Origin of the sequence: Phenylobacterium sp. (assembly GCF_036677185.1) — a bacterium.
Taxonomy (GTDB): Bacteria; Pseudomonadota; Alphaproteobacteria; order Caulobacterales; family Caulobacteraceae; genus Phenylobacterium.
This window is the reverse complement of sequence record NZ_JAKFEN010000012.1, coordinates 71,746-95,449: the sequence shown is the minus strand read 5'-3', so window position 1 is coordinate 95,449 and position 23,704 is coordinate 71,746. Positions and strand designations below refer to the sequence as shown.

The following is a 23,704-nucleotide window of genomic DNA, read 5'->3' as shown; positions in this document are numbered from 1 at the left end:
GCTTGTCGGCTCCCCGCCTCAGCCCTTGAACCACACCACCTGGTGCGACACGGCCAGCAGTTGGCCGTCGTCGCTCCACAGCTCGGCGCTCTGGTCGTTGAAGCCGTGCTTGAACGCGCGGGCGTCGCTGGTCGTCGCCAGGGGCCGGGAGCCCTGCCGCGCCAGGGCCGCCTCGTCGGCCATGAAATAGGTGGAGAGCGAGACCGTGGCGACCGGCGGGATGTCGCCGCGCACGTTGAGGATCTTGACCACGAAGGTGTCGCTGAGCGCCGCGAGCGCGAGATAGTCCAGCGGCCGCGCGGGCAAGTCGCGCACCCAAGCCTGGCTCAGAGCCGGACCCGGCTGCTCGGGGCTCGATCCGTTGCCGCGCGTGGGTTCGCCGCGCGCATAGCGGAACTCGTAGCGCTGCAGCCAGGCATTGCGGCCCTCCGTGGACATGACCGGCAGATCGCGGGCGGGCGGCATCTCCGGCGGGCGGGCTGCGGCGTGGCTCCAGGTTTCGCGCTCGGCGCCGGTCACCACGCTGGCGGTGCTGGCCACGGTCTCGCCCTGGGTCATCTCCACGTTCCAGTGCTGGGTGGAGCGCCCGTCGCGCACCAGCCGCACGGCGATCTCGAATTCGCCCTGGGCCAAGGCCGCGCAGAAGTTCACGGTCAGGGCCACCGGCCGGCCGCGCCGTTCCGGGTGGTCCAGCACCGCCTTCAGCAGGGTCGCCGCCGTGGTCCCGCCGAACGGCCCCGCCATGTTCCAATAGTCCGGGGTCGTCGCGCCCCGGTAGAGGCCCGCGCGCTGCGGCTCCAGGTTCAGCGTCCGGTCCAGCGGATGTTCGGCGGTCATGGTGTCGGTCATACGAGCCTCACGAGATAAGTGACCGATCGTGCGCAATTCCCCGGTCCTTGTCCATGACGCGCGAGGTAATGACCCCGTCACTTCCTGCAAATGCGATTGACTTGCATTATTGCCTCTGATTTCACCACGGCCTGTCCTTGGAGTCCGAGACCGCCTTGCCCCGTAGAATCTCCCTCGCCGCCGGCTGCGCCCTGGCCGCCCTGCTGATCGCCACCGCCGCCCAGGCCCAGGTCGCCGGAGACGCCGCGCCGGGTGACCAGCCGGTCGATATCGGCGAGCTGATCATCACGGCGACGCGCTTCGAGGCGCCGCGCTCCACCGTCCCGGCCACCATCCAGGTGATCGACCAGGCGGCCATACAATCCCAGACCGCGCTCGGCTTCTCGGCCGTGGAGACGGTGTCCAACCTGGCGCCGTCCTTCTCCCCCACCCGCCAGAAGCTGTCGGGCTTTGGCGAGACCCTGCGCGGCCGCTCCCCGCTCTACCTGGTGGACGGCGTCCCGCAGTCGACGCCGCTGCGCGACGACAGCCGCGACGGCTTCACCATCGATCCCTTCTTCATCGACAAGGTCGAGGTGGTGTTCGGCGCCAACGCCATCCAGGGCATCGGCGCGACCGGCGGAGTGATCAACTACGTCACCGCGCCCACGCCCAAGGAAACCGAAGGCTTCACCGGCCGGGTCCTGGCCCAGGCCAGCGCCGATCCCGACCGCTTCGGCGACAGCACGGGGTGGAAGACCGCCGCCTATGTCGGCCGTGACTTTGGCCGGTGGGACTTCGTGGCCGGCGCGTCCTACGAGGCCCGCGGGGCTTATTATGACGCCGACCAGCGCCGCATCGGCTTCGACGGCGCCCAGGGCGAGCTGCAGGATTCGAAGTCCTGGTCCCTGTTCGGCAAGGCCGGCGTCGACCTCACCGACCAGCGGCGGCTGGAGGTGATGGTCAATCATTTCGAGCTCGAGGCCGACAACGACTACGTCACGGTCAACGGCAATCGAGCCACCGGCCGGACCACCACGGCGGTGCGCGGCCGCACCCCGGGCCTCCCCACCGTCAACGATGTCACTTCCGCGGCGGTCACCTATCGTGATCGCGGCCTGTTCGGCGGCGTGCTCACCCTGCAGGCCTACGCCCACGACTATCAGGGCGTGTTCGGTGGCGGGACCTTCGCCGACTTCCAGGACCCGCGCATCGCCCCGGTCGGGACGCTGTTCGACCAGTCGGCCAACAATTCCGAGAAGCAGGGCTTCAAGATCGACTACGAGCGCGGCTTCGCCGCCCTGCCCGGCTTCAAGATGCTGATCGGCCTCGACGGCCTGCGCGACAAGACCTTCCAGGCCCTGGCTCTGACGGGCCGCTTCTGGGTTCCTGAGACCACCTACAAGAGCCTGTCGCCCTTCCTGCAGCTGCGCCAGTCGGCGCTGGAGGGCCGCCTGAACCTCGCCGCCGGCGTGCGCCGGGAGAACGCCACCCTGGAGGTCGACGACTACACCACCCTCTACGCCTACGGCCCGCGCCAGGTGGCCGGCGGCGAGCCCAGCTTCGAGGAGACGCTCTACAATGTGGGCGCCACCTTCGAGATCGTGGACGGCCTGACCGCCTACGCCTCCTACGCCCAAGGCTTCACCATGCCCGACGTCGGCCGGGTGCTGCGGGCCATCAACACCCCGAACCGCGACGTCGACACCTATCTCGACGTGACCCCGGTGGTCTCCGACAATATCGAACTCGGCCTCGACTACGGGTCCGGCCCGCTCCAGGCCCAGGCGGCTTGGTTCCGCTCGACCTCTGACCGCGGCTCCCTGCTGGTGCTGAACGCCGGCGGCAATTTCGAGGTCCAACGCCAGCGCACCGAGATCGAGGGGATCGAGCTCTCCGCCCGGTTCGCCGCGACCGACTGGCTGACCATCGGCGGCGCCTACGCCCACCTGGAGGGCCGCACCGACTCAAATGGCGACGGCTCGGTCGACCGCGACCTCAACGGCGCCAACATCGCCCCCGACCGCCTGCTGCTCTACGCCGAGGTCACCCGCGGCGACTGGTCGGGCCGCGTGCAGGCCCAGCAGTTCTACGGCCGCGACTTCGAGGGCGAGGTCGCCGCCAACGGCTTCGAGGGCTACGGCCTGGTCGACGCCATCGTCGCGTGGAAGGCCCCGGCCGCCACCCTGACGCTCGGCGTCCAGAACCTGTTGGACGAGCAGTACGTCACCTATTTCAGCGACACCCAGGGCCCGACCGACAACGCCCGCTACTTCGCCGGCCGCGGCCGGACGCTGGCCTTCGGCGTCACCAAGGACTTCTGATGGGTTTTCTGCGCGCCGTGCACGCCTGGGCCGGCGCGCTGCTCGCCCTGCAACTCATCGTCCTGGGGCTCTCGGGCTCCCTGCTGGTGCTGAAGGACGACTGGCTGCGGGCCACCCTGCCGGCCGCCCGGCAGGTGGTGACACCGACTCCCCAGGCCCTGGGCCAGGCGGCCGAGGCGCTGGAACAGGCCTATCCGGGCGAGATCAAGACCCTTGTCTTCGCTCGCCCCGATCTCGGCGTCCATCGCGTCTACCTGGCGCGCGAGAGCTCGGCCTATGCCGACGGGTCCGGCGGGGTGATCGCCGCCTGGCGCGGGAACGCCCGGCTCGAGGCCTGGATCTTCGACCTGCACCACAGGCTGCTGGCCGGCGAGCCGGGCGAGATGATCGTCGGGATCGTTGGCCTGGCCGGCGCCGTGCTCACCCTCACCGGCCTGGTGATCTGGTTTCCCGCCTGGCGCGCCTTCGCCTGGAAACTCTGGCCGCGCTCGGCGCGACGCCGCGACCTGGTCGGCGCGCACCGGGACACCGGCATGATCTTCCTGATCCCGGTCTTCGCCCTTTGCCTGACCGGCGGGGCGATCATCTTCCACGAGCAGAGCCAGGCCCTGATGACCGCCGCCTTCCCGGGGGGGATCAAGCCGCCCAAGCCGCCCAGGGCCGGTCAGGGGGACATCGACTGGCCCCGCGCGCTCGCCGCCGCCCAGGCCCGTTTCCCCGACGCCGCCCTGCGCATGGCCGCCTGGCCGGCAAAGCCCGGGGCGCCCGCCGCCATCCGCCTGCGCAGGGCCGGCGAGTGGCACCCGAACGGGCGCACCCTGGTCTATATCGACCCGGCGACCAGCCAAGCGATCGGGACGCTGGACAGCCGCGCGCTCGCGCCCGGCATGCGGGCCTATAACGCCTTCTATCCCCTGCACGCCGCCTCGGTGGGCGGTCGGGGCTACGACCTGGCGATTTTCCTGTCAGGCCTCGCCCTGGCGGGCCTCGGCGGGGTCGGATTCTGGTCGTTCCTGGTCAAGCCGCGACAACGCCGCACGGCCCCGGCTTAAGCCCTCGTCAACCCAAACCCGGCTCCACTGGCGCCGAAGGTGGGCGAGCCGCGCCCGCGGGGGCGAAAACCATGGCCAGGACCAATCCAGCAATCGCACAGCCGCCGCCGAGCGGCACGGCCGCCAAGCCCTGGGACTTGGCGCGGGCCCCGCGCATCCCGGTCGCCCGGCCGCGCCTGGTCGAGCTCTCCGCGGCCCTGCCCTATCTGAGATCGATCGACGCCAGCCGCACCTATTCCAACTTCGGCCCGCTCAACACCCAGTTCGAGACCCGCCTGGCGGCCCAGTTCGGCCTGGAGCCCGGCCACGTCGCCACCTGCAACAACGCCACCAGCGGCCTGACCATGGCCCTGCAGCGGGCGGCGGCCAGGGGCGGCCGCTACTGCCTGATGCCCGCCTGGACCTTTGCGGCCACCGCCCATGCGGCGCTCGCGGCGGGTCTGACGCCCTACCTGGTCGATGTGGACCCCACCACCTGGGCCTTGACCCCGGAGATCGCGATCGAGGCGCTGCCACGCATCTCGCACGGGGTCGCCGCCATCGTGCCGGTCGCGCCCTTCGGCCTGCCGCTGGACGCCGCGGCCTGGGACGCCTTCCAGGCCAGGACCGGGGTGGAGGTCGTGCTGGACGCCGCCGCCGGCTTCGACGCCCTGACCGTTGGCCGGGCAGCGGCCGTGGTCAGCCTGCACGCCACCAAGATCCTCGGCATCGGCGAGGGCGGATTCGTGATCAGCCGCGACCCCGACCTGATCGTCGACATCCACCGCCGCTCCAATTTCGGCTTCGACTCCAGCCGCGACTCCAGCCTGATCGGCGGCAACGGCAAGATCAGCGAATTCGCCGCGGCGTATGGCCTGGCGGCCCTCGACCAATGGCGCCTGCAGCGCGCCCAGTACCAGTCGGTGCTCGGCTACTACCGCGCCGCCCTGGCCGATACGCCGGACCTGAGGATCGCGCCGGGCCTCGGCGACGACTGGATGGCCTCGACCTTCAATATCGAGGCGCCGGAAGAGGCCATCCTGGAGATCGAGACGCGGCTTTCGGGGGGCGAAATCGCCACCCGCCGCTGGTGGGGCCATGGCCTGCAGGGGCACCGGGCCTTCGCCGACCTGCCCCGCGCGGCCTTGCCCGTCACCGAGCGGCTGGCCGCCACGACCCTTGGCCTGCCGTGCTGGCCGGGGCTCGACGCCGCGGCGATCGACGAGATCAGCGCGGTCGTGCGCGCAGTCCTCCGGCGCTGAGCGCCGGCCGTCGCGGCTGCGGCTGGGCGAAGATCGTCTCCAGCGGCGTCGGGATGCGCGCGGCGAACCGCGTGAAGGCCAGGCCGACAAGCTCCTTCAGCTCGCGGGCGAAATTGTCCTGATCGAGGCGCCGGGCCAGCAGGGCCTGCTGCTCGGCCAATCGCGCGGCGCGCAGCGCCCTGTCATCCACCAGGGCGCCCAGCGTCTCGAAATAGGCATCGACATCCCGGGTCAGGTGGTGGGGCGGCACGAAGGCGCCCACATCGCCCAGGTCACCCCGGCTCATCACCACGGCGCCTGCCTCGATCGCCATGATGGCGGTGGTGCCGCCGCCTGAGCGGAACGGGTTGGCGAAGATGTCGCAAGCGCCCAGCAGGCCGATCAGGTCGTCGTCATAGGGAATGTGGGTGAACTGGGACCCCAGCACGGACTCGAACGCCTCGATCCAGAACCCCTGCATCCAGCCGACCACGACCCAGCGGATGCTGGGGTCGCTCAGGACCAGCGCCCCCATGCCGTCGACGAAGGCCTGGTCCATGTCGACGCCCAGCCGGTTGCCGACCGTGACGATCACCGTCTCCTCGGGCCGGAAACCGAAATCGCCGCGACCGCGGGTCTGTAGCGGGGCCGGGCTGGGGAACGGCGCGCTCTCGAGCTTGCGATAGGCCTCGGCGAAGGCGGGCGGCGCGCCGATCCGCCGCCAGAGCCCTTCGATGTAGGCGGGCTCCTGGCAATACCAGTAGACGTCGGAGAACTGGACAGGCGCGGCGTCGCCACAGGTGAACATCAAGGTCGGGCCCACCAGCGCCGCCAGGCTGATGTGGATGAAGAACGGTTCCTCGCACCAGAAGTGGAACGTGCGCGGCCCCTGCCCGACCGCCTTCGCCAGGAAATTCAGGTCGGCCTCGATCGAGACGAAGCTGAGCTTGGAAAATGATTTCCCCAGCCGCGCCTGGGCGTAGGCCTCCAGATCCGGCGATAGGATCCCGGCATGGAAGACGTCCACGCGCTGGTTCTCGGGATCGCACGCCAGGGCGCGGAGATAGTCGAAGGCGCCCCGCGTCGGGGAATGCCGTACGTCGAGCAGCCGTCCGACGAACACGGCATGCGACCGCAGCGCCGCGGGATCGACGGTCTCCAGCTGGTAAGGGATCGCCTGGGCTTCCTGGTAGTAGGTCCGCCGGGCCAGGGCCGCCAGCGCCGCGCTGAAGGCCTCGCCCGGATCCAGCCCGCACCACCAGTTGAGGCTGGATATATCGCTGACCAGCTGCAGCTTCACCCCCGAAGGGTGGGTCGAGGCCTCGATGAGCCGGACGGTGTGCAGGCCGAAATCCGACTTGGTCACGCCGGCGAAGGCGGCCTCTCCCAGCGCCTGGCGAAGTCTCTGCAGGATGACCGCGACGGACGGCGCATAGCCCGGCTGGGCGTCGGCCTGTATCTCATCCAGAACGCTCAACCCCACCCCCTCAAGATGGTCTGCGGTCAGAGACGCGCCACCGGCAAGTCGATCTCTCCCGCCGCGATAGCGGCCTTCAAGCGACTCTCATGGTCAATGATATCTTGCCGTCGGTTACGGAGAAATTTAGCCGGAACGCCGGCATAGATTCCCCAGGGATCCAGGCTGCGACGGATCAGCGCGCCGGCGCCGACGGCGGTCCCCTCGCCGATCTCCACCTCCGGCAGCACGATGGTGTTGGCGCCCAGGATCACGTGCCGGCCCACGCGTACGGGCCGCGACGCCGGCGGCAGGATGTAGGCCAGCGGCACCGTGGGGTTGGTCAGGAACTCGCCCGTGTAGTCGTCTGTGCGCGAGAAGATCCGCACCCCGGCGGAGAGGTTGGCGAAGTCGCCGAGTTCCACGCCCGACGCCGCCAGGATCGAACAGTTCGAACTCACATGGATGAAGTCGCCGAAATGCAGCCAGCCCCCCGCCGCGCTCAGCACGGTGAAGGGATCGATCCGCACATTGTTCCCGAAGCGGATGGCTTCCATGTCCACCATCACGCAGGTCTCGTGGACCGCGACGTTCTCGCCCACCTTGCCGACGCCGAGCTCGCGCAGCTCCGCCTCACGCATGAAACGTCCCCGGTGGTTCTTCATGGGGGCTCCCGACTCAGTCCTTGGGCCCAGGATAGACCAGAAGGTGGGCCAGGGCGGGGAGAGGTGAGCCTGCGGACCCGCGTCGCGAACCTCGCCCCGAAATGAACGAGGCCCGGACTCGCGTCCGGGCCTCGCCATTTCGCTCGCGCGTCGCCGTCCCTAGTTGCGGGCGGTGTCGACCAGCTTGTTCTTGGTGATCCAGGGCATCATGGCGCGCAGGCGGCCGCCGACTTCCTCGATCTGGTGTTCCGAACCGCGGCGGCGGGTGGCCTTGAAGCTGGGCTGGCCCGCCTGGTTCTCGGCCATGAAGTCGCGCACGAAACGGCCCGACTGGATGTCCTCCAGCACGCGCTTCATCTCGGCCTTGGTCTCGGCGGTGACGATGCGCGGGCCGGTCACGTACTCGCCGTACTCGGCGGTGTTGGAGATCGAGTAGTTCATGTTGGCGATGCCGCCTTCGTAGATCAGGTCCACGATCAGCTTCACCTCGTGCAGGCATTCGAAATAGGCCATTTCGGGCGCGTAGCCCGCCTCGACCAGGGTCTCGAAGCCGGCGCGGATCAGTTCCACCAGGCCGCCGCACAGCACGGCCTGCTCGCCGAACAGGTCGGTCTCGCATTCCTCGCGGAAGGTGGTCTCGATGACGCCCGAGCGGCCGCCGCCGATGGCCGAGGCGTAGGCCAGGCCGAAGTCGTGGGCGTTGCCCGTCGGGTTCTGGTGGATGGCGATCAGGCAGGGCACGCCGCCGCCCTTCTGGTACTCGCCGCGCACGGTGTGGCCGGGACCCTTGGGGGCGATCATCAGCACGTCGATGCCGGGAGCCGGCTCGATCAGGTTGAAGTGCACGTTCAGGCCGTGGGCGAACAGCAGGGCCGCGCCGTCTTTGATGTTGGGCGCGATCTCTTCGTTATAGATGCCGCGCTGCAGCTCGTCGGGGGCCAGCACCATGATGGCGTCAGCCCACTTGGCGGCCTCGGCCACCGACATGACCTTCAGGCCGTCGGCCTCGACCTTCTTGGCGGTCGCCGAGCCGGGGCGCAGGGCCACGACCACGTTCTTCACGCCGGAATCCTTCAGGTTCAGCGCATGCGCGCGACCCTGGCTGCCATAGCCTACGATGGCGATCTTCTTGTCCAGGATGCGGGCGAGGTCGGCGTCGCGGTCGTAGTAGACGCGCATGATCATTCTCCTGAAGACAAGACGAGCCGCGGGACACGCAACGGCGCCGCAGCAAAGGCGGGGCTATGGAGGGGAATTTTGCGCGAAGGTCAAGACTTCCCTCGCCTGTCCGGCAAGGGAAGTCCCGCGGCCGAACGACCATCTACCAGAAGAGGTTGCGAGCCACCTGGATCACTCGCCCGCTGAACATGTCCACCAGCAGGGCGTCGTCCCCGACCCGGACCCATTCGTAGCCGATGGGCGGAATGGGCAGGCCATAGGCCCACCAGTCGTCGATCCGGTACTGCGGCTCCCACCAGCTGCGCGGCAGGAGATCGCCGAACACCCAGCTACGCGCATAGAAGCCGCGCGGGGCGTAGTAGGTCCAGCCACGGTAGCGCTGCTGGCTGCGCCAGTCGGGATGGTAGTGGCGGCGGTCATAGCGCGGCCGCTGCTGATGGCGGCGCGCGTCGTCCCAGCGCCGTCCATCGTCCCATCGGCGACCATCGCGGTTCCAGTCGTGGCCGTCGCGCCGATCGTCCCGGCGGTCGTCGTTCCAGTCGCGGTCGCGGCGCTCCCCGCGATCGGAGTCGGGGCGGCGTCCGTCGCGATTCCAGTCGCGGCGCTGCTCGGGCGCGGGCTGGACCACGGCGGGCGGCGGCGGACGCGCCTGGTCGCCGCCTCGGCTTCCGCGGTCGCCACGGTTCCAGTCCCGGCGCTCACCCTCCGGACGCGGGCCGCGATCACCGCCGTCGCGCACGCGCGGCGCCTCGGGCGCGGCGGCGGCCTGGGGCGCGGCCGGCGCTTCGCGGGCCTCGCGGGCCGGGCGGGTTTCCGGCGCGGTCTCCGGCCGGTCCGTGTTCTTCCAGCTGCGGCGCATTTCCGGCCGGAAGCCGCCCTCCTGGGCGGCGGCCACGCCGGTGGAAGCCAGCAGGGCCAGGACCAGAACGCTCGTACCAAGTTTCGTCATGTCTATTCCCGATGTGGCGGAAGGCCGCCGACGCTCGAATTGGTCCCTTGGTTAACAGGGATGACTCCGACAAGCTGAACCGCGCTTGAACGAGGCGGCGACCCATCCGACATAGGGCGCCTGTTCGGGAGGGTTCAGATGGCCGCCGCACCGCAGGACGTCACCGGCTTCTGGCGCACCGCCGGGCCGCGGAAGTGGTACGCCAAGGACGCGAAGTTCGACGCGGCCATCGCGCTGAAGTTCGAACCCGTCCACCACGCCGCCGCGCGCGGCGAGTACGACGGTTGGGCGACGAGCGCCGATGGGGCGCTCGCCCTGTTGATCCTGTTCGACCAGTTCCCGCGCAACCTGTTCCGCGGTTCGCCCCACGCCTTCGCCACCGACGGCCGGGCCCGGCAGGTGGCCCGCACGGCGGTGAACGCCGGCCACGACCGCGCCATCGACCCGCAGCTGCGGCAGTTTTTCTACATGCCCTTCGAGCACTCCGAGGACCTGGCCGACCAGGACGAGGCCGTACGGCTGTTCACACTGGTCCGGGACGAGACGGGCGACGCGGAGTCGCTGAAATGGGCGGTGATCCACCACGACATCATCGCGCGCTTCGGCCGTTTCCCGCACCGCAACGCCAGCCTGGGCCGGATGACCACCCCGGCCGAACAGGCCTTCCTGGACGACGGCGGCTTCGCGGGCTGACCGCGAAGCGCTCGCGGCGGGGCCTATTCGGCCCGCCTAGTGATCATTGTCCTTCTTGTAGACCAAGTTCTGGCTTCGCTGCATCTCGGCGAAGCCGTCGCGGGACTCATCCTGTCGCCGCTTGAAATCCTCAAGCGACAGGCAGGTACGTTTGGCGAACCGCGTGCCAGTCGGCGTCTCGGAGCGACAGACCATCTTGACCCTCCGTTCGCCGGGCTTGAGGTCGGCAGGCACGGCCGCAGCGGCGGCGGGCGCCGCGCTGGCTGACTGCGGCTCGGTGGCGAGGAAGGCCGCGAAGGCGAGCACGATTAGCATCTGACCACTCCAAAGGGATGGGACGACGCTGCTCAGCTTGTGAGAGTTTTCCGCCTCCGTCCAACAGTAGAGCCGCCTCGGCTACAAATGTAGCTCAGCGGTTACTTGGCTCGCGCATTTGAGATGCGGTTCAGTTGCCCTTGGTCGGGGTGACGTTGTGGTTGCGCTGCATCTCGGCGAAGCCCTCGCGGGACTCCTCCTGGCGCCGCTTGAAGTCGTCCAGCGAGAGGCAGACCCGCTTGCCGAACCGGGTGCCCGTGGCGGTCTCGGTGCGGCAGACCACCTTCATCTTCTTTTCCCCGGGCTTCAGGGCCGGAGCCGCGGCGAGATTTGCATTGGCGGCCTCGGTCGGCGTGGGCGGCGCCGACGACGAGGTGGGCTCGGTGGCCGCCAGAAGGGCGGCGGCGGCGATCACTAGCAACATTCATAGCCCCCGATCATTCGAGTCCGCGACGGCTTGGGCCCGGTCTCGGCTGCGCAAGGGATCAATCTGCGTCACTTTCCCGACCGTGCGCAACCGCTGGGTGGTGCAATCGGCGGGGCCTGGTCCGCGGCGACGACCATGAACAAGGCCGGGGCGCTCGAACTATGGCGCTCCGTCGAAGATCGGCAGCGGCGCCCCCGCCTTGGGATCGAAGGCCCGCCAGTCGAGCCCCAAGGCGCTGAGCGCCGTGGCGGCCACCTGGTCGGCGCCCGCGCAGTCGGGCGTCCGCGACAGCCCCGCCTTCACCCCTGGGCCGATCACCGCGATCCAGGTCTCGTCGGACCTCGGCCAGAGCACCTTGCCGTGCCCCTTCCAGTCGCCCTTCTTGGCGCCGGCCCCGCGGCCGTGGTCGGTGGTGACGATCAGCGTGGTCTTGCCGGCATAGGCCTTGTCGGCCTGAAGCGTGGTCCAAAGTTCGCGCAGGAAGCCGTCGGTGCGCCGCGCGGCGTCCAGCACCAGGCCGTAGTGGCCCTCGTGGGCGAAGTCGTCGGTCTCGCCATAGGCGATGTAGACCATCCTTGGCTTGTCGCGCTTCAGCGCCTGCAGGGCGTAGTTGTGGGTGAAGACGTCGAACCGCACGGTGGGCCAGATGCGCGGGGTCTGGGCCTGCATCCGCGCCAGGTGTTCCTCCGTGGCGCCGCGAGGCTTGGGCGTGGTCATGCCGGCGTCGACCGGAACGCCGCTGCGCTCGGCGTTGATGATCGCCGTGAAGACGTTCCACGAGGTGAAGGCCGCCACCTTGCCCTTGAACCCCGGCTGGCGGACCAGCCATTCCAGAACCGTCACATTGGCGTTCGCGACCGGGTCGTTCGACTTGATGGCCGGATCGGGTCGCCCGGTCAGGATCTCGTTGTAGCCGGGATAGGAGAACCACTGGTCATTGGTGACCCGGGCGCAGGAGCCGCTGTCGCGGTCGCCGATCAAGACACCCTGCTTGGCCACCACCTCGTGGAGGAACGGCATCAGCGCCGCCTTGCGGTCGGCCGGATCCAGATAGGCCGCCTTCACCGCCTTGCGGTCCTCGACATAGGTCGGGTCCTCGGCGAGCGCGGTCTCGGCCCCGCGGAACACCTCCTGCCAGCGCAGGCCGTCCAGGGTCACCAGCACCACCCGGGCGTCCTTGGCCGCGGCGTTCGAGGCGACCAGGCTCAAGGCCAGGGCCAACAGGCTCAGGATCTTCATGGTGCGTCCCCCCTTTGCGTTCCCACAGGCGATAGGACGACCCGGTGACAGCGATGTGAAGGCCCTACGGCCATGGAGCCGCGAGTTTCGCCTCAGCAGGTTCGCCCGCTCGACTGGCAGGGCGGGTTCATCTCGCGACGATCCTGCATGTCCTTCAAAGCCTGCTGGCCGTCCTTCTCCTGCTGCTTCCAGTCCTCCACGGACATGCAGCGGCGCTTGACCATGCGCGAGCCGCCCATCTGCTCGTTGCGGCAGACCATCTTGACCACCCGCTCGCCGGGCTTGAGCTCAGGCTGGCCGGGCGCGGCGCCCGTGGCCGGCGTCGGAGGCGTTTCGGCCGCTGCGAGAAGGGCGGCTAAGGCGATGGCCAGGAACATGTTCGAACTCCCCCGAGTGATGGTGGTCATTCTGGGGGATTCCTGGGCCGCGTCCAGTGGTTGAAATTCCGCCCCAGCACGCGCGCCGGTAGGTCTTGCCCGCGACGACATGATCCACATGTCATTGCAGATCGCCATCTCGTATGACGCCGCGAATCAGTCGCGAATCACCCCTAAGACCTTCACGCGGCAGATCCCATGAACGCCCACGTCGCCATCGTCGAATCGCAGGACGCCGCCCATCCGGAGCGGCAGTATCTCGATCTGCTGGCCGACATCCTGGCCAACGGCGTGGAGCGCGGCGACCGCACCGGCACCGGCACCCGCGGCGTCTTCGGCCGCCAGATGCGCTTCGACCTGGCCAAGGGCTTCCCGCTTCTGACCACCAAGAAGCTGCATCGCAAGTCGATCATCCTCGAACTGCTGTGGTTCCTGCGCGGCGACACCAATGTGAAGTGGCTGCAGGAGCGCGGGGTCAGCATCTGGGACGAGTGGGCCGCCCCGAACGGAGAGCTCGGCCCGGTCTACGGCAAGCAGTGGCGCTCCTGGACCGCCCCGGACGGCCGGGTGATCGACCAGATCGCCAATGTGGTCGAGACTCTGAAGACCACCCCCCATTCGCGCCGCCACATCGTCTCGGCCTGGAACCCGGCCGAGGTCGACGACATGGCCCTGCCGCCCTGCCACTGCCTGTTCCAGTTCTTCGTCGCGGACGGCAAGCTGAGCTGCCAGCTCTACCAGCGCTCGGCCGACGTCTTCCTGGGAGTGCCCTTCAACATCGCCTCCTACGCCCTGCTGACCATGATGGTGGCCAAGGTCGTGGGCCTGCAGCCGGGCGAGTTCGTGCACACGCTGGGTGACGCCCACCTCTATCTGAACCACCTGGACCAGGCCCGCGAGCAGCTGGAACGCGAACCCCTGCCCCTGCCGGTCATGGAGATCGCCGACAAGCGCGACCTCTTCGCCTTCGAGTACGAGGACTTCAAGCTCCGCGGCTACAAGGCCCACGACAGGATCAGCGCGCCCATCGCCGTCTGACCTGCTAAGACGCCGGAATGCCCACACCCATCCTCACCGCCGGCCCCATCGCCCGGTCGCGCAACGGCGTCATCGGCAAGGACGGCCGGCTCCCCTGGCGGCTCAAGTCCGACATGGCGATCTTCCGCGCCGTGACCATGGGCAAGCCGGTGATCATGGGCCGCAAGACCTGGGACAGCCTGCCCCGCAAGCCGCTGATCGGGCGCACCAACATCGTGCTCAGCCGCGACGGCTCGTTCGAGCCCAAGCAGGCCGTGGTCTGCGAGGAGTTCGCCGAGGCCTTCGCCATCGCCAAGGAACAGGCCGAGGAGGACGGGGTCGAGGAGGTCTGCGTGATCGGCGGCGCCTCCCTGTTCGAGATGGCCCTGCCCCGCGCCCGGCGCCTCTACCTCACCGAGGTCGACGCCGAGGTCGAGGGCGACGTGGTGCTCTCCCCCATCGACGAGAGCCGCTGGACCGAGGTCCGCCGCGAGGCCTATCCGGCCGGCGAGGGCGACGAGTATCCCTTCACCTTCCGGGTGCTGGAACGGCGCTGAGGTCCTTGACCTGCCGCCGCGTCGCCCGGCCATAGTCGCCGCCGAACGCCGTCAACCCGAACGGCGACGGGAGGGATGACCATGGACCTGCAACTCATCGCCGAGGGCTTCGAATTCCCCGAAGGCCCCATCGCCATGGCCGACGGCAGCGTGATCCTCACCGAGATCAAGGCCCAGCGCCTCACCCGCGTCCATGCCGACGGCCGCAAGGAGACCCTGGTCGAGACCGGCGGCGGGCCCAACGGCGCGGCCATCGGGCCGGACGGCGCCATCTACATCACCAACAACGGCGGCTCGTTCCAGTGGCTGGAGAACCAGGGCCTGACCATCCCCGGCCCCACGCCGCCCGGCCACGCCGGCGGCATGATCCAGCGCTTCGACCTGGCGACCGGCGCGCTCACCACCCTCTACGACGCCTGCGACGGCCGCCGGCTGATCGGCCCCAATGACATCGTCTTCGACAAGCAAGGCGGCTTCTGGTTCACCGACCACGGCTGCTCCACGCCGGAGGGCCGTAAGTTCGGCGCGGTCTATTACGCCAAGACCGACGGCAGCCACATCAGCCGCCAGCGCGACCACATCATCTCGCCCAACGGGATCGGCCTCTCGCCGGACGAGAGCGCGGTCTATGTGGCCGACACCCAGCTTGGCCGCCTCTGGGCCTTCGACGTGGCCGAGCCCGGCGTGCTGGCGCCCCCGGCGGGCTTCGCCCCGGGCCGGGTGGTCTGCAACCTGCCGGGCTACCAGCTGCTGGACAGCCTGGCGGTGGAGGCCTCGGGCAAGGTCTGCGTCGCCACGATCATCAACGGCGGGATCACCGCCTTCGACCCGGACGGCTCGACCGAGCACTTCGCCGTCCCCGACCTGATTGTCACCAACATCTGTTTCGGCGGCCCTGGCATGACCACCGCCTGGATCACCGCCTCGGCCACCGGCAAGCTCTACAAGGCGGCCTGGCCCCGGCCAGGCCTGAAGCTGAACTTCAACGCCTGAAGCCTGCTCGGGGGATTGCCGGAGAGCGATTGTTTCTGCACGCGTCAAGGCTCAGTAGTCTCATCGACCGGGGCGGATCTCGGAGTTCGGGGACGGCATGGCTGAGCAGGGCTCGTTGGGCGACCAGGATCACGGCTCCGGCCTGCGTCGCCTGACGCCCGCTCGAGTCTGGGGCTACCTCGCCGCCGCGGGCCTGGTGTCGGCGGCCAACCTCGTCGGGCATGGCGGCGGCCAGCTGGCGGGCGCCAATCTGGCGATGCTCTTCCTGCTCGCCGTCCTGATCTGCGCCCTGGGCTTCGGGCTCGGTCCGGCCCTGTTCGCGGCCCTCATCGCGGCGGTCAGCTACAATTTCTTCTTCCTGGAGCCGCGGCTCACCCTGGCCATCGCCAGGCCTGCGGATGTCCTGACCTTCGTCGTCTTCTTCGCCGTGGCCCTGGCGACGGGATGGCTGGCCGGGAGGGTCCGCGACGAGGCCAGGAACACCGCGCGGCGGGCGCGGACCGTGAGCCTGCTGCTGGAGGCGAGCCGGCGTCTTTCGGCCGCGGCGAGCCCCGATGAGGCGGCGCAGGCCCTCGCCGAGCAAGCCGCCCTGGCCGCCGGGTCCGCCGCGATCGTGTTGCTGCCGGACGGCGAGGGCCTGCGGATGGCGGCCGGTCCGCCGGGCCTGACCGATCTCGCCGGGCCCACCCGCCAGGCGGCGGGCCACACCTGGGAGACGGGCGAGACCACCGGCGCTGCTGGTGACGCCGGCTGGACCTTCCGGCCGCTGGCGGGCCTGCATGGGCGGGTCGGCGTCATCGGTTTTCGGACCGCGGCAGGGTCCTCGGACCCCGGGCGCGAGGGTTTGCTGGTCGCGCTGCTGCATCAAGGCGCCGTGGCCCTGGAGCGGGCGAACCTCGCCTCGGCGGCGGCCGAGAACGAGGCCCTGCGTCGGGCCGACCATCTCCGCTCGGCGCTGCTCAACTCGATCAGCCACGACTTCCGTACGCCGCTCTCCACCGTGCTCGGCTCGGCCACCACCTTGCTGGACTTCGAGGCCAGCCTGAAGCCGGCGGTGCGGCGGGACCTGCTCCAGAGCATCGCTGAGGAGGCCCGACGTCTGAACCGCTATGTCGGAGACCTGCTCGACATGAGCCGGCTCGAGGGCGGCGCGCTCAAGCCCCGCCGCGAGCCGACCGATGTTCGCGCGGTGCTGACCGCCACCCGTGCAAGGCTCGGCGACCAGGTGGGCGAACGGCGCATCGTCCACGATTTCGCCCGCCAGGTGTCGCTGGTCGACGCCGACCCTACCTTGCTCGGCCAGGCCGTGCTCAACATCCTGGAAAACGCGCTCGCCTACAGTCCCGAGGGATCGGCCGTCGAGCTCGCTGTGCAAGAGGATCTGCATCAGGTGGTGATCTCCATCGAGGACGAGGGCCCCGGCATCGCCGCCGCCGACCTGGACAGCGTCTTCGACCGGTTTCGCAGACTGGAGACTCCGACCGACCGCGCCCAGGGGCTCGGCCTCGGCCTTTCGATCGCCAAGGGCTTCATCGAAGCCATGGGCGGCCGGATCGCGGCCGCCAGTCCCGTGCGGGACGGGCGCGGCACGCGATTCCTGATTTCCTTGCCAAAGGCCCGGGCCACGCCTCGGGAGCTGCTGTGAGCCTTCGTCTCCGCATTCTGGTCGTCGACGACGAACCGCAGATCCATCGGTTCCTGACGCCCGCGCTCGAGGCCGCCGGTTTCGAGCCGATCCGCGCCGATACCGCCGCCGCCGCCCTGCGGGAGATCGCCCTGCGCGCGCCCGACGCCGTGATCCTGGATCTCGGATTGCCGGACATGGACGGCAAGGACGCCCTGCGAAAGGCGCGCGCCTTCTACGACGGACCGATCCTCATCCTGTCGGCCCGCGACCGCGAGACCGAGAAGATCGACGCGCTGGACCTCGGCGCCGACGATTTCGTGGAAAAGCCCTTCGGAGTGGGCGAGTTGCTCGCCCGCCTGCGGGCGGCCATCCGGAGAGGCTCACGAGGCGAGGCCGCCCCCACGGCGGTGCGCGGCGGCGACCTCGACATCGATCTCGCCATGCATTCGGTTCGGCGGAAGGGCGCGGTGGTGCGGCTATCGCCCAAGGAGTTCGAACTCCTGGCCCGGCTGGTCGAGGGCGGTGGGAAGGTCATCACCCATCGCCAGCTGCTGACCGCGGTCTGGGGCCCGGCCCACGAACACGACACCCAGTATCTGCGCGTCTTCGTCGGCCAGCTGCGCCAGAAGCTCGAGGCCGATCCCGCCCGGCCCGAGCACATCGTGACCGAGCCGGGGGTCGGGTACCGGTTCGTCGCCCAGGCCTAGATCGCGACCTGGGCGCCCATCTCCACCACCCGGCCGGGCGGGATGTGGAAGTAGTCGGTCGGATTGGCGGCGTTCTTCATCAGGTAGATGAAAAGCTTGTCCTGCCACAGAGGCATGCCGGGCCCCGCGCCGGCCACCACGGAGCGGCGGCCCAGGAAGAACGACGTCGCCATGATGTCGAACCGGAACCCTTGCCGGCGCGCCGCGCTGAGGGCTCGGGGCAGGTTGGGGCTCTCCATGAAGCCGTAGGTCACCGTGATGCGGTCGAAGTCGGGACTGACGGTCTCGACCCGCACCCGGCCCTCCTCGGGGACTCGAGGGCGATCCGACGTCTGCACGGTCAGCATGACGTTGCGCTCATGCAGCACCCTGTTGTGCTTGAGGTTGTGCATCAACGCGACCGGCGCGACGTCTGGCTGCGAGGTCAGGTAGATGGCGGCGCCCGGCACGCGATGCGGCGCGCGATGGCGGAAGGTCTCGATCAGGTCGGCGAGGGGAATCGAGTCCCGCTGGGTCTTGTCGGCCAAGATCCGCGCGCCCTTCATCCACGTCCAGATCACCAGCACGATGGCGGCGCCTACCGCGATGGGGAACCAGCCGCCGTCGGCGATCCGCAGCACGTTCGATCCGAGGAACACCAGGTCGATGCTCAGGAGGGGAACCACCACCGCCAGGGATGCCGCCAGCGGCCACTTCCACAGCTTCCGCTCGATAACGAACATCAGCAGCACGGTGACGACCATGGTGGCGGTCACGGCGATCCCGTAGGCGGTGGCCAGGTTCGAGGAGCTGCGGAACATGAACAGCAGTAGGACCACGCCGACCAGCAGCAGGCCATTGACCGCCGGCACATAGATCTGGCCGGCGACGGTCTCGCTGGTCCGTTTGATCTCGATGCGCGGCAGCAGGCCAAGCTGGACCGCCTGCTGGGTGACGGAGAACGCCCCGGTGATGACCGCCTGGCTGGCGATGACCGTGGCCATGGTGGTCAGGACCATGACCGGCCAGTAGGCGAGCTCGGGGATCATGCGGAAAAACGGACTCTCCGCCGTGCTCGGGTCGATCAACACCAGCGCGCCCTGGCCCAGATAGTTCAGCATCAGGCAGGGGAAGGCGACCATCAGCCAGCCGGCCCGGATCGGGGCCTTCCCGAAGTGGCCCATGTCCGCGTAGAGCGCCTCCGCGCCGGTGACGACGAGGAACACACTGCCCAGGATCGCGAACCCGAGCCAGCCGTTGCTGACCAACAGCCGCACCGCATGGACCGGGCTCAAGGCCATCAGGATCGAGGGCTCCTGGACGATGTAGATCAGGCCCATGCCCGCCAGGACCAGGAACCAGACCAGGGTGATCGGTCCGAAGAACCGTCCGACGGCGGCGGTGCCGCGCGCCTGGACCAGGAACAGGCCTGTAAGAATGACCGTCGCCGCGGGTAGGACATAGGGCTCGAAGAGCTTCCCCACCCCGGGCGCGAGGGCCAGGCCCTCCGTGGCCGAAAGCACCGAGATCGCCGGGGTGATCAGGCCGTCGCCATAGAAAAGCGCCGCGCCGCAAATACCGAGGATCAGGATCCAACCCGACCGCCGACCTGTGGCGTGCTGGGCCAGGGCCATCAGGGCCAGGGTCCCGCCTTCTCCCTTATTGTCGGCGCGCATGACCACGACCACGTATTTCAGGGTCACGATCAGCAGCAGCGCCCAGAAGATCAGCGAGACCACCCCGAACACCGCCAGGTCGGAGGCTCCGCCCTTCGCGTGGGCGAGGGCCTCCTTCATCGCATAGAGCGGACTGGTGCCGATATCGCCGAACACCACACCGATCGCGCCGAGGGTCAGGGCCCAGAAGCCGTGACCGCGATCGGCCGGTGCGTGCGCGACGCCGGCCTCCGCCAAAACCTGTTCGTTGGACATCCAGCAACCTCACGCGACCGATGCGCACCGTTGCGGCCGTTCGACGTCAGGTTTCGATATGGAATCCCGCCCGTGGGCATAAGGGAGACGTAAAGATCGCCCAGTCCGCCCCGGCGGCGCCTAGTACAGCGTCGCCATCGCCGAGCGTTCGAAGCTCTTCAGCTCCTCGGTCCGGCCGTCGCGGACCTTCAGCAGCCATTCCGGGTCCTGCAGGAGGGCGCGCCCCACACCGACCAGGTCGAAGTCGCCGCGCTCCAGGCGCTTCTCCAGCTCGTCCAGCGAGGCCGGCTGCGAGGCCTCCCCGGCGAATCCGGCGATGAATTCGCCCGACAGGCCGACCGAGCCCACGGTGATGGTCGGCACGCCCGTGACCTTCTTGGCCCAGCCGGCGAAGTTGAGGTCGGAGCCCTCGAACTCAGGCTCCCAGAAGCGCCGCTGCGAGCAGTGCAGGATGTCGGCGCCGGCCTCGACCAGGGCGCCCAGCCAGGCTTCCAGGGCCTTGGGGTCCTGGGCCAGCTTCACCTCGTAGTCCTGCTGCTTCCACTGGCTGATGCGGATGATCACCGGATAGTCGGGCCCGACCTCGGCGCGCACGGCCTTGAGGATGTCGGCGGCGAATCGCGCCCGGCCCGGCAGCGCCTTGGAACCGTAGGCGTCCTCGCGGCGGTTGGTGCCGTCCCAGAAGAACTGATCGATCAGGTAGCCGTGGGCGCCGTGCAGTTCGATGGCGTCGAAGCCCAGCTTCTTGGCGTTTCCGGCCGCCTCGGCGAAGGCGCGGATGGCGTCGGCCACGTCCGCGTCGCTCATCGGGGCGCCGAATTCCTTGTCCGGTCGCGACAGGCCCGAGGGGCTGTCATAGGGGCCGGGCGGGGCCCACTCGGGATCGCGGGTGCGCACCGCGCCCACGTGCCAGAGCTGCGGCGCCATCACCCCACCGGCGGCGTGGACCTCGTCGATCACCGTCTTCCAGGCGGCCAGTTCCTTCTCACCGTGGAAGCGCGGCACGTTGCGGTCGTTCACCGAGGCTGGCCGGTTTACGCCCGTGCCCTCCGAGACGATCAGTCCCACCTGGCCCTCGGCGCGGCGGCGGTAGTAGTCGGCCACCTCCCTGGTCGCCACGCCATCGGGCGAGAACGAGCGGGTCATCGGCGCCATGACGACGCGGTTGGCGAGATGGAGTCCCTTGAAGGCGAAGGGGGTGAAGAGGGCGTCGGCGGCCATGGGCGCTCCGGTTTCAAACGGGTGTTCGTCGCAGTTAGAGCACGACCGTGCGCCTCGGTCTGTCCAGAAAATCTGGCGACGCCCTGAAAAATGACGCAGGTGTCAACGATCACGGGGTTGCCAGCCGGGCCTCGCTCCCGCATTCTTCTGAACAGTGATTAGATAGCGACAAAAGCGCCCGAAGCCGGCGCTGAACGGAGGATCCCATGAGCGACGGCGCGATCGATCTGAAGGCCGAGGCCCGTGCGAAGGCCTACGCCATGCCTCTGGAAGACATCAACGTCACCGACCTCGAGCTGTGGCGCACCGACACCATGTGGCCCTACTTCGAACGCCTGCGGAAGGAGGACCCGGTCCACCTGCACCCGGCCGAGCACCATGAGGACGGCGCCTTCTGGTCGGTGACCAAGTACAACGACATCATGGCGGTCGACACCAATCACGAGGTGTTCTCCTCCGAGCCGGCGATCACCATCTTCGACCCCAAGGAAGACTTCACGCTTCCGATGTTCATCGCGATGGACCCGCCCAAGCACGACGTCCAGCGCAAGACCGTCAGCCCCATCGTCTCGCCGGCCAACTTGCACGTGCTGGAGCCGCTGATCCGCGGCCGGATCCAGAAGACCCTGGATGAGCTCCCCATCGGCGAGCCCTTCGACTGGGTGGACCGGGTGTCCATCGAGCTGACCACCCAGATGCTGGCCACCCTGTTCGACTTCCCCTGGGAAGACCGCCGCATGCTGACCCGCTGGTCGGACGTGGCCACGGCCGGGCCGGAATCGGGGCTCTTCAGCTCCACCGATCCCGAGATCGTCGACGCGGAACGCAAGATGGAGCTGTTCGGCTGCGTCGACTACTTCACCCGGCTCTGGAACGAGCGGATCAATGCTCCGCCCAAGGGCGACCTGATCTCCATGCTGGCCCACGGCGAGGCCACCCGGAACATGGACCGGATGGAGTACCTCGGGAATCTGATCCTGCTGATCGTCGGCGGCAACGACACCACGCGCAACTCGATGACCGGCTCGGTCCTGGCGCTGAACCAGAACCCCGACCAGTACCGCAAGCTGCGCGATAACCCGGCCCTGATCCCCTCGATGGTCTCCGAGACCATCCGCTGGCAGACCCCGCTGGCCCACATGCGCCGCACCGCGACGCGGGATTTCGAACTGGGCGGCAAGACCATCAAGAAGGGCGACAAGGTCATCATGTGGTACGCCTCGGGCAACCGGGACGAAGAGGTGATCGACAACCCGAACGCCTACATCATCGACCGCGAGCGGCCCCGCAACCACCTCTCCTTCGGCTTCGGCATCCACCGCTGCGTGGGCAACCGCCTGGCCGAGCTGCAGCTGCGCATCCTCTGGGAAGAAATCCTGCCGCGCTTCCCCGAGATCAAGGTGCTGGACGAACCCCGCCGCGTGCCCTCGGCCTTCGTCAAGGGCTACGAGTACATGGAAGTGGTCATCCCCTCGAAGAACTGAGGCGACCGGCGGCGGGGGTTTCCCTGCCGCCTTCGACCAGCTAGGCTTGGCCCATGAGCAAGTTCAAACGCGCTCCGCGACGCTTCTGGCGCCGCCGGACGCAGGGCCAGACCTGCAGCGTACGCCCCTGACCCCCATCAGGTGAGAGGCCGCGTCCGCGCGGCCAGACAGGCGCCCATCGGCGTCGGCGATACGATAAGAGACCTTGCTCATGACCACCCCGACCCCCGACTGGGCCGCGCGTTTCAGCGACCGCATGGCGCGCGTCCGCGCCAACGAGATCCGCGAGCTGCTCAAGCTCCTGGACCAGCCCGACATCCTCTCCTTCGCGGGCGGCATCCCCGACCCCGACCTGTTTCCCGCCGCCGCCATCCAGGCCGCCTATGACGAGATCCTCGCCGATCCCGTCCAGGCGCGGCAGGCGCTGCAGTACTCGGTCAGCGAGGGCTACCTGCCCCTGCGTCGCTGGATCGCCGAGCGCATGGCGCTGTCGGACGTGGCCTGCGACGAACACAACATCCTGCTGACCGCCGGGTCCCAACAGGCCCTGGACCTGCTGGGCAAGCTGTTCCTGAGCCGGGGCGACACGGTCATGGTCGCCCGGCCGACCTATCTGGGCGCCTTGCAAGCTTTCAACGCCTACGAACCCGACTATCTCGACCTGCCGTCCGGCGCGCTGCGCGGCGAAATCGATGGCGCGACCCTGCTGGATGGCCGCGCGCCCCGGCCGCTCGGCTATTTCGTCCCCGATTTCGCCAACCCGACCGGCGAAAGCCTCACCCTGGCCGAGCGCGAGGCCCTGCTGGACCTGGCCGAAGGCCTGGACATGACCCTGATCGAGGACGCCGCCTATCGCGAACTGCGGTTCGGCGGCGCCCAGACCCCCAGCCTGCTTGCCCTGGACATCGCTCGCACGGGCTCCATCGAGACCGCGCGCACCCTCTTCTGCGGCACGCTGTCGAAGACCATCTCCCCGGCCCTGCGCATGGGCTGGGTCTGCGGTCCCCGGGCGGTGATCGAGAAGCTGGTCCTGCTCAAGCAGGGCTGCGACCTGCACGTCTCCACCATCAACCAGATGGTCGCCTACGGCACGGTGTCCGAGGGCTATGAGCAGCACCTGTCGCGGCTGCGCAACGCCTATGGCGCCAAGGCCCGGGCGACCCTGGAGGCCCTGGCGCGGCACATGCCTCCGGGCGTGACCTGGTCGAGACCGGAGGGCGGGATGTTCGTCTGGCTGTGGCTGCCGGAGGCCATGGACGGCAAGCTCTTGCTGGAACGCGCCATCGCCGAGGAGCGCGTCGCCTTCGTGCCCGGCGAACCGTTCTTCGCCGAGGTCCCCTCGGCCAACGCCATCCGCCTCAGCTATTCCCTGCCGACGGAAGCTCAAATTGAAGATGGTGTGGCGCGGCTGGCCGGCCTGATCCGCAGGATCGGCGGGGCCTAGGCCGACCTTGGTCCTGGCTC

The 23,704-nt window shown here is 69.0% G+C and carries 22 protein-coding genes; 11 read left to right on the top strand and 11 right to left on the bottom strand.

Going from position 1 to position 23,704, the window contains the following annotated elements; genetic code table 11:
- Positions 1-18 precede the first annotated feature (18 nt).
- Positions 19-849 (bottom strand): acyl-CoA thioesterase, encoded by an 831-nt coding sequence (locus V6M51_RS01950; protein ID WP_332764169.1) that lies wholly within the window; start codon positions 847-849, stop codon positions 19-21.
- A 155-nt stretch (positions 850-1,004) separates the two neighbouring features.
- Here V6M51_RS01950 and V6M51_RS01945 point away from each other — a divergent pair, with 155 nt between their 5' ends.
- The 3 genes from V6M51_RS01945 to V6M51_RS01935 all read left to right on the top strand — a co-directional run bounded on the left by V6M51_RS01945 (position 1,005) and on the right by V6M51_RS01935 (position 5,445).
- Complete coding sequence (locus V6M51_RS01945) at positions 1,005-3,152, top strand: TonB-dependent receptor (RefSeq protein WP_332764167.1); 2,148 nt, start codon at positions 1,005-1,007, stop codon at positions 3,150-3,152.
- On the top strand, positions 3,152-4,204 hold the full coding sequence (locus tag V6M51_RS01940; protein WP_332764166.1) for a PepSY-associated TM helix domain-containing protein: 1,053 nt from the start codon (positions 3,152-3,154) through the stop codon (positions 4,202-4,204). The genes V6M51_RS01945 and V6M51_RS01940 overlap by 1 nt, the downstream gene beginning before the upstream one ends.
- A gap of 71 nt (positions 4,205-4,275) precedes the next feature.
- Positions 4,276-5,445, top strand: coding sequence for a DegT/DnrJ/EryC1/StrS family aminotransferase (locus tag V6M51_RS01935; RefSeq protein WP_332764165.1), 1,170 nt, complete (start codon positions 4,276-4,278; stop codon positions 5,443-5,445).
- On the opposite strand, the gene V6M51_RS01930 is transcribed toward V6M51_RS01935, so the two are convergent.
- From V6M51_RS01930 to V6M51_RS01915, 4 genes are all read right to left on the bottom strand, one after another.
- On the bottom strand, positions 5,411-6,901 hold the full coding sequence (locus V6M51_RS01930; RefSeq protein WP_332764163.1) for a hypothetical protein: 1,491 nt from the start codon (positions 6,899-6,901) through the stop codon (positions 5,411-5,413). The genes V6M51_RS01935 and V6M51_RS01930 overlap by 35 nt on opposite strands.
- 26 nt (positions 6,902-6,927) lie before the next feature.
- On the bottom strand, positions 6,928-7,545 hold the full coding sequence (locus V6M51_RS01925; RefSeq protein WP_332764161.1) for an acyltransferase: 618 nt from the start codon (positions 7,543-7,545) through the stop codon (positions 6,928-6,930).
- Between the two features lie 159 nt (positions 7,546-7,704).
- Positions 7,705-8,724: a ketol-acid reductoisomerase gene (ilvC, locus tag V6M51_RS01920; RefSeq protein ID WP_332764159.1), complete on the bottom strand. Its 1,020-nt coding sequence runs from the start codon at positions 8,722-8,724 to the stop codon at positions 7,705-7,707.
- Between the two features lie 142 nt (positions 8,725-8,866).
- Positions 8,867-9,673 carry an RcnB family protein gene (locus V6M51_RS01915; RefSeq protein WP_332764158.1) on the bottom strand — a complete coding sequence of 269 codons (807 nt, stop codon included), beginning with the start codon at positions 9,671-9,673 and terminating at the stop codon, positions 8,867-8,869.
- A 138-nt stretch (positions 9,674-9,811) separates the two neighbouring features.
- On the opposite strand from V6M51_RS01915, the gene V6M51_RS01910 reads away from it, so the two are divergent.
- Positions 9,812-10,366 (top strand): DUF924 family protein, encoded by a 555-nt coding sequence (locus V6M51_RS01910; protein ID WP_332764156.1) that lies wholly within the window; start codon positions 9,812-9,814, stop codon positions 10,364-10,366.
- Positions 10,367-10,402: 36 nt separating this feature from the next.
- Here the strand turns inward: V6M51_RS01910 and V6M51_RS01905 are convergent, their stop codons facing one another.
- From V6M51_RS01905 to V6M51_RS01890, 4 genes are all read right to left on the bottom strand, one after another.
- Positions 10,403-10,681, bottom strand: a complete 279-nt coding sequence (locus V6M51_RS01905) for a hypothetical protein (protein ID WP_332764155.1) — start codon at positions 10,679-10,681, stop codon at positions 10,403-10,405.
- Between the two features lie 130 nt (positions 10,682-10,811).
- Positions 10,812-11,105: a hypothetical protein gene (locus V6M51_RS01900; RefSeq protein WP_332764154.1), complete on the bottom strand. Its 294-nt coding sequence runs from the start codon at positions 11,103-11,105 to the stop codon at positions 10,812-10,814.
- 162 nt (positions 11,106-11,267) lie between these two features.
- Positions 11,268-12,347: an alkaline phosphatase family protein gene (locus V6M51_RS01895; protein ID WP_332764152.1), complete on the bottom strand. Its 1,080-nt coding sequence runs from the start codon at positions 12,345-12,347 to the stop codon at positions 11,268-11,270.
- A gap of 92 nt (positions 12,348-12,439) precedes the next feature.
- Complete coding sequence (locus tag V6M51_RS01890; RefSeq protein WP_332764151.1) at positions 12,440-12,754, bottom strand: hypothetical protein; 315 nt, start codon at positions 12,752-12,754, stop codon at positions 12,440-12,442.
- A 168-nt stretch (positions 12,755-12,922) separates the two neighbouring features.
- On the opposite strand from V6M51_RS01890, the gene V6M51_RS01885 reads away from it, so the two are divergent.
- From V6M51_RS01885 to V6M51_RS01865, 5 genes are all read left to right on the top strand, one after another.
- Positions 12,923-13,762 (top strand): thymidylate synthase, encoded by an 840-nt coding sequence (locus V6M51_RS01885; RefSeq protein ID WP_332764150.1) that lies wholly within the window; start codon positions 12,923-12,925, stop codon positions 13,760-13,762.
- 17 nt (positions 13,763-13,779) lie between these two features.
- Positions 13,780-14,298, top strand: coding sequence for a dihydrofolate reductase (locus tag V6M51_RS01880; RefSeq protein ID WP_332764148.1), 519 nt, complete (start codon positions 13,780-13,782; stop codon positions 14,296-14,298).
- Positions 14,299-14,379: 81 nt separating this feature from the next.
- Positions 14,380-15,291, top strand: coding sequence for an SMP-30/gluconolactonase/LRE family protein (locus tag V6M51_RS01875; protein WP_332764146.1), 912 nt, complete (start codon positions 14,380-14,382; stop codon positions 15,289-15,291).
- 97 nt (positions 15,292-15,388) lie between these two features.
- On the top strand, positions 15,389-16,936 hold the full coding sequence (locus tag V6M51_RS01870; protein WP_332764144.1) for a DUF4118 domain-containing protein: 1,548 nt from the start codon (positions 15,389-15,391) through the stop codon (positions 16,934-16,936).
- Positions 16,933-17,625 carry a response regulator gene (locus V6M51_RS01865; protein WP_332764142.1) on the top strand — a complete coding sequence of 231 codons (693 nt, stop codon included), beginning with the start codon at positions 16,933-16,935 and terminating at the stop codon, positions 17,623-17,625. The genes V6M51_RS01870 and V6M51_RS01865 overlap by 4 nt, the downstream gene beginning before the upstream one ends.
- On the opposite strand, the gene V6M51_RS01860 is transcribed toward V6M51_RS01865, so the two are convergent.
- Both V6M51_RS01860 and V6M51_RS01855 read right to left on the bottom strand, forming a co-directional pair.
- The gene (locus V6M51_RS01860) at positions 17,622-19,535 is read right to left on the bottom strand and encodes a potassium transporter Kup (protein WP_332764140.1); all 1,914 of its coding nucleotides are present in this window, start codon (positions 19,533-19,535) and stop codon (positions 17,622-17,624) included. The genes V6M51_RS01865 and V6M51_RS01860 overlap by 4 nt on opposite strands.
- Positions 19,536-19,655: 120 nt before the next feature.
- Positions 19,656-20,756: an NADH:flavin oxidoreductase gene (locus V6M51_RS01855; RefSeq protein ID WP_332764139.1), complete on the bottom strand. Its 1,101-nt coding sequence runs from the start codon at positions 20,754-20,756 to the stop codon at positions 19,656-19,658.
- 206 nt (positions 20,757-20,962) lie between these two features.
- On the opposite strand from V6M51_RS01855, the gene V6M51_RS01850 reads away from it, so the two are divergent.
- Both V6M51_RS01850 and V6M51_RS01845 read left to right on the top strand, forming a co-directional pair.
- Entirely contained in the window at positions 20,963-22,240 is a 1,278-nt protein-coding gene (locus V6M51_RS01850) for a cytochrome P450 (RefSeq protein ID WP_332764137.1), read from the top strand.
- A 211-nt stretch (positions 22,241-22,451) separates the two neighbouring features.
- Positions 22,452-23,684 (top strand): aminotransferase-like domain-containing protein, encoded by a 1,233-nt coding sequence (locus V6M51_RS01845; RefSeq protein WP_332764135.1) that lies wholly within the window; start codon positions 22,452-22,454, stop codon positions 23,682-23,684.
- Positions 23,685-23,704: the final 20 nt, after the last annotated feature.

Coding starts and splice junctions, on each gene's coding strand:
- V6M51_RS01950 (WP_332764169.1), bottom strand. CDS start 849: ATGACCGACACCATGACCGCCGAACATCCGCTGGACCGGACGCTGAAC.
- V6M51_RS01940 (WP_332764166.1), top strand. CDS start 3,152: ATGGGTTTTCTGCGCGCCGTGCACGCCTGGGCCGGCGCGCTGCTCGCC.
- V6M51_RS01935 (WP_332764165.1), top strand. CDS start 4,276: ATGGCCAGGACCAATCCAGCAATCGCACAGCCGCCGCCGAGCGGCACG.
- V6M51_RS01925 (WP_332764161.1), bottom strand. CDS start 7,545: ATGAAGAACCACCGGGGACGTTTCATGCGTGAGGCGGAGCTGCGCGAG.
- ilvC (WP_332764159.1), bottom strand. CDS start 8,724: ATGCGCGTCTACTACGACCGCGACGCCGACCTCGCCCGCATCCTGGAC.
- V6M51_RS01915 (WP_332764158.1), bottom strand. CDS start 9,673: ATGACGAAACTTGGTACGAGCGTTCTGGTCCTGGCCCTGCTGGCTTCC.
- V6M51_RS01910 (WP_332764156.1), top strand. CDS start 9,812: ATGGCCGCCGCACCGCAGGACGTCACCGGCTTCTGGCGCACCGCCGGG.
- V6M51_RS01905 (WP_332764155.1), bottom strand. CDS start 10,681: ATGCTAATCGTGCTCGCCTTCGCGGCCTTCCTCGCCACCGAGCCGCAG.
- V6M51_RS01900 (WP_332764154.1), bottom strand. CDS start 11,105: ATGTTGCTAGTGATCGCCGCCGCCGCCCTTCTGGCGGCCACCGAGCCC.
- V6M51_RS01895 (WP_332764152.1), bottom strand. CDS start 12,347: ATGAAGATCCTGAGCCTGTTGGCCCTGGCCTTGAGCCTGGTCGCCTCG.
- V6M51_RS01890 (WP_332764151.1), bottom strand. CDS start 12,754: ATGACCACCATCACTCGGGGGAGTTCGAACATGTTCCTGGCCATCGCC.
- V6M51_RS01885 (WP_332764150.1), top strand. CDS start 12,923: ATGAACGCCCACGTCGCCATCGTCGAATCGCAGGACGCCGCCCATCCG.
- V6M51_RS01880 (WP_332764148.1), top strand. CDS start 13,780: ATGCCCACACCCATCCTCACCGCCGGCCCCATCGCCCGGTCGCGCAAC.
- V6M51_RS01875 (WP_332764146.1), top strand. CDS start 14,380: ATGGACCTGCAACTCATCGCCGAGGGCTTCGAATTCCCCGAAGGCCCC.
- V6M51_RS01870 (WP_332764144.1), top strand. CDS start 15,389: ATGGCTGAGCAGGGCTCGTTGGGCGACCAGGATCACGGCTCCGGCCTG.
- V6M51_RS01860 (WP_332764140.1), bottom strand. CDS start 19,535: ATGTCCAACGAACAGGTTTTGGCGGAGGCCGGCGTCGCGCACGCACCG.
- V6M51_RS01855 (WP_332764139.1), bottom strand. CDS start 20,756: ATGGCCGCCGACGCCCTCTTCACCCCCTTCGCCTTCAAGGGACTCCAT.
- V6M51_RS01850 (WP_332764137.1), top strand. CDS start 20,963: ATGAGCGACGGCGCGATCGATCTGAAGGCCGAGGCCCGTGCGAAGGCC.
- V6M51_RS01845 (WP_332764135.1), top strand. CDS start 22,452: ATGACCACCCCGACCCCCGACTGGGCCGCGCGTTTCAGCGACCGCATG.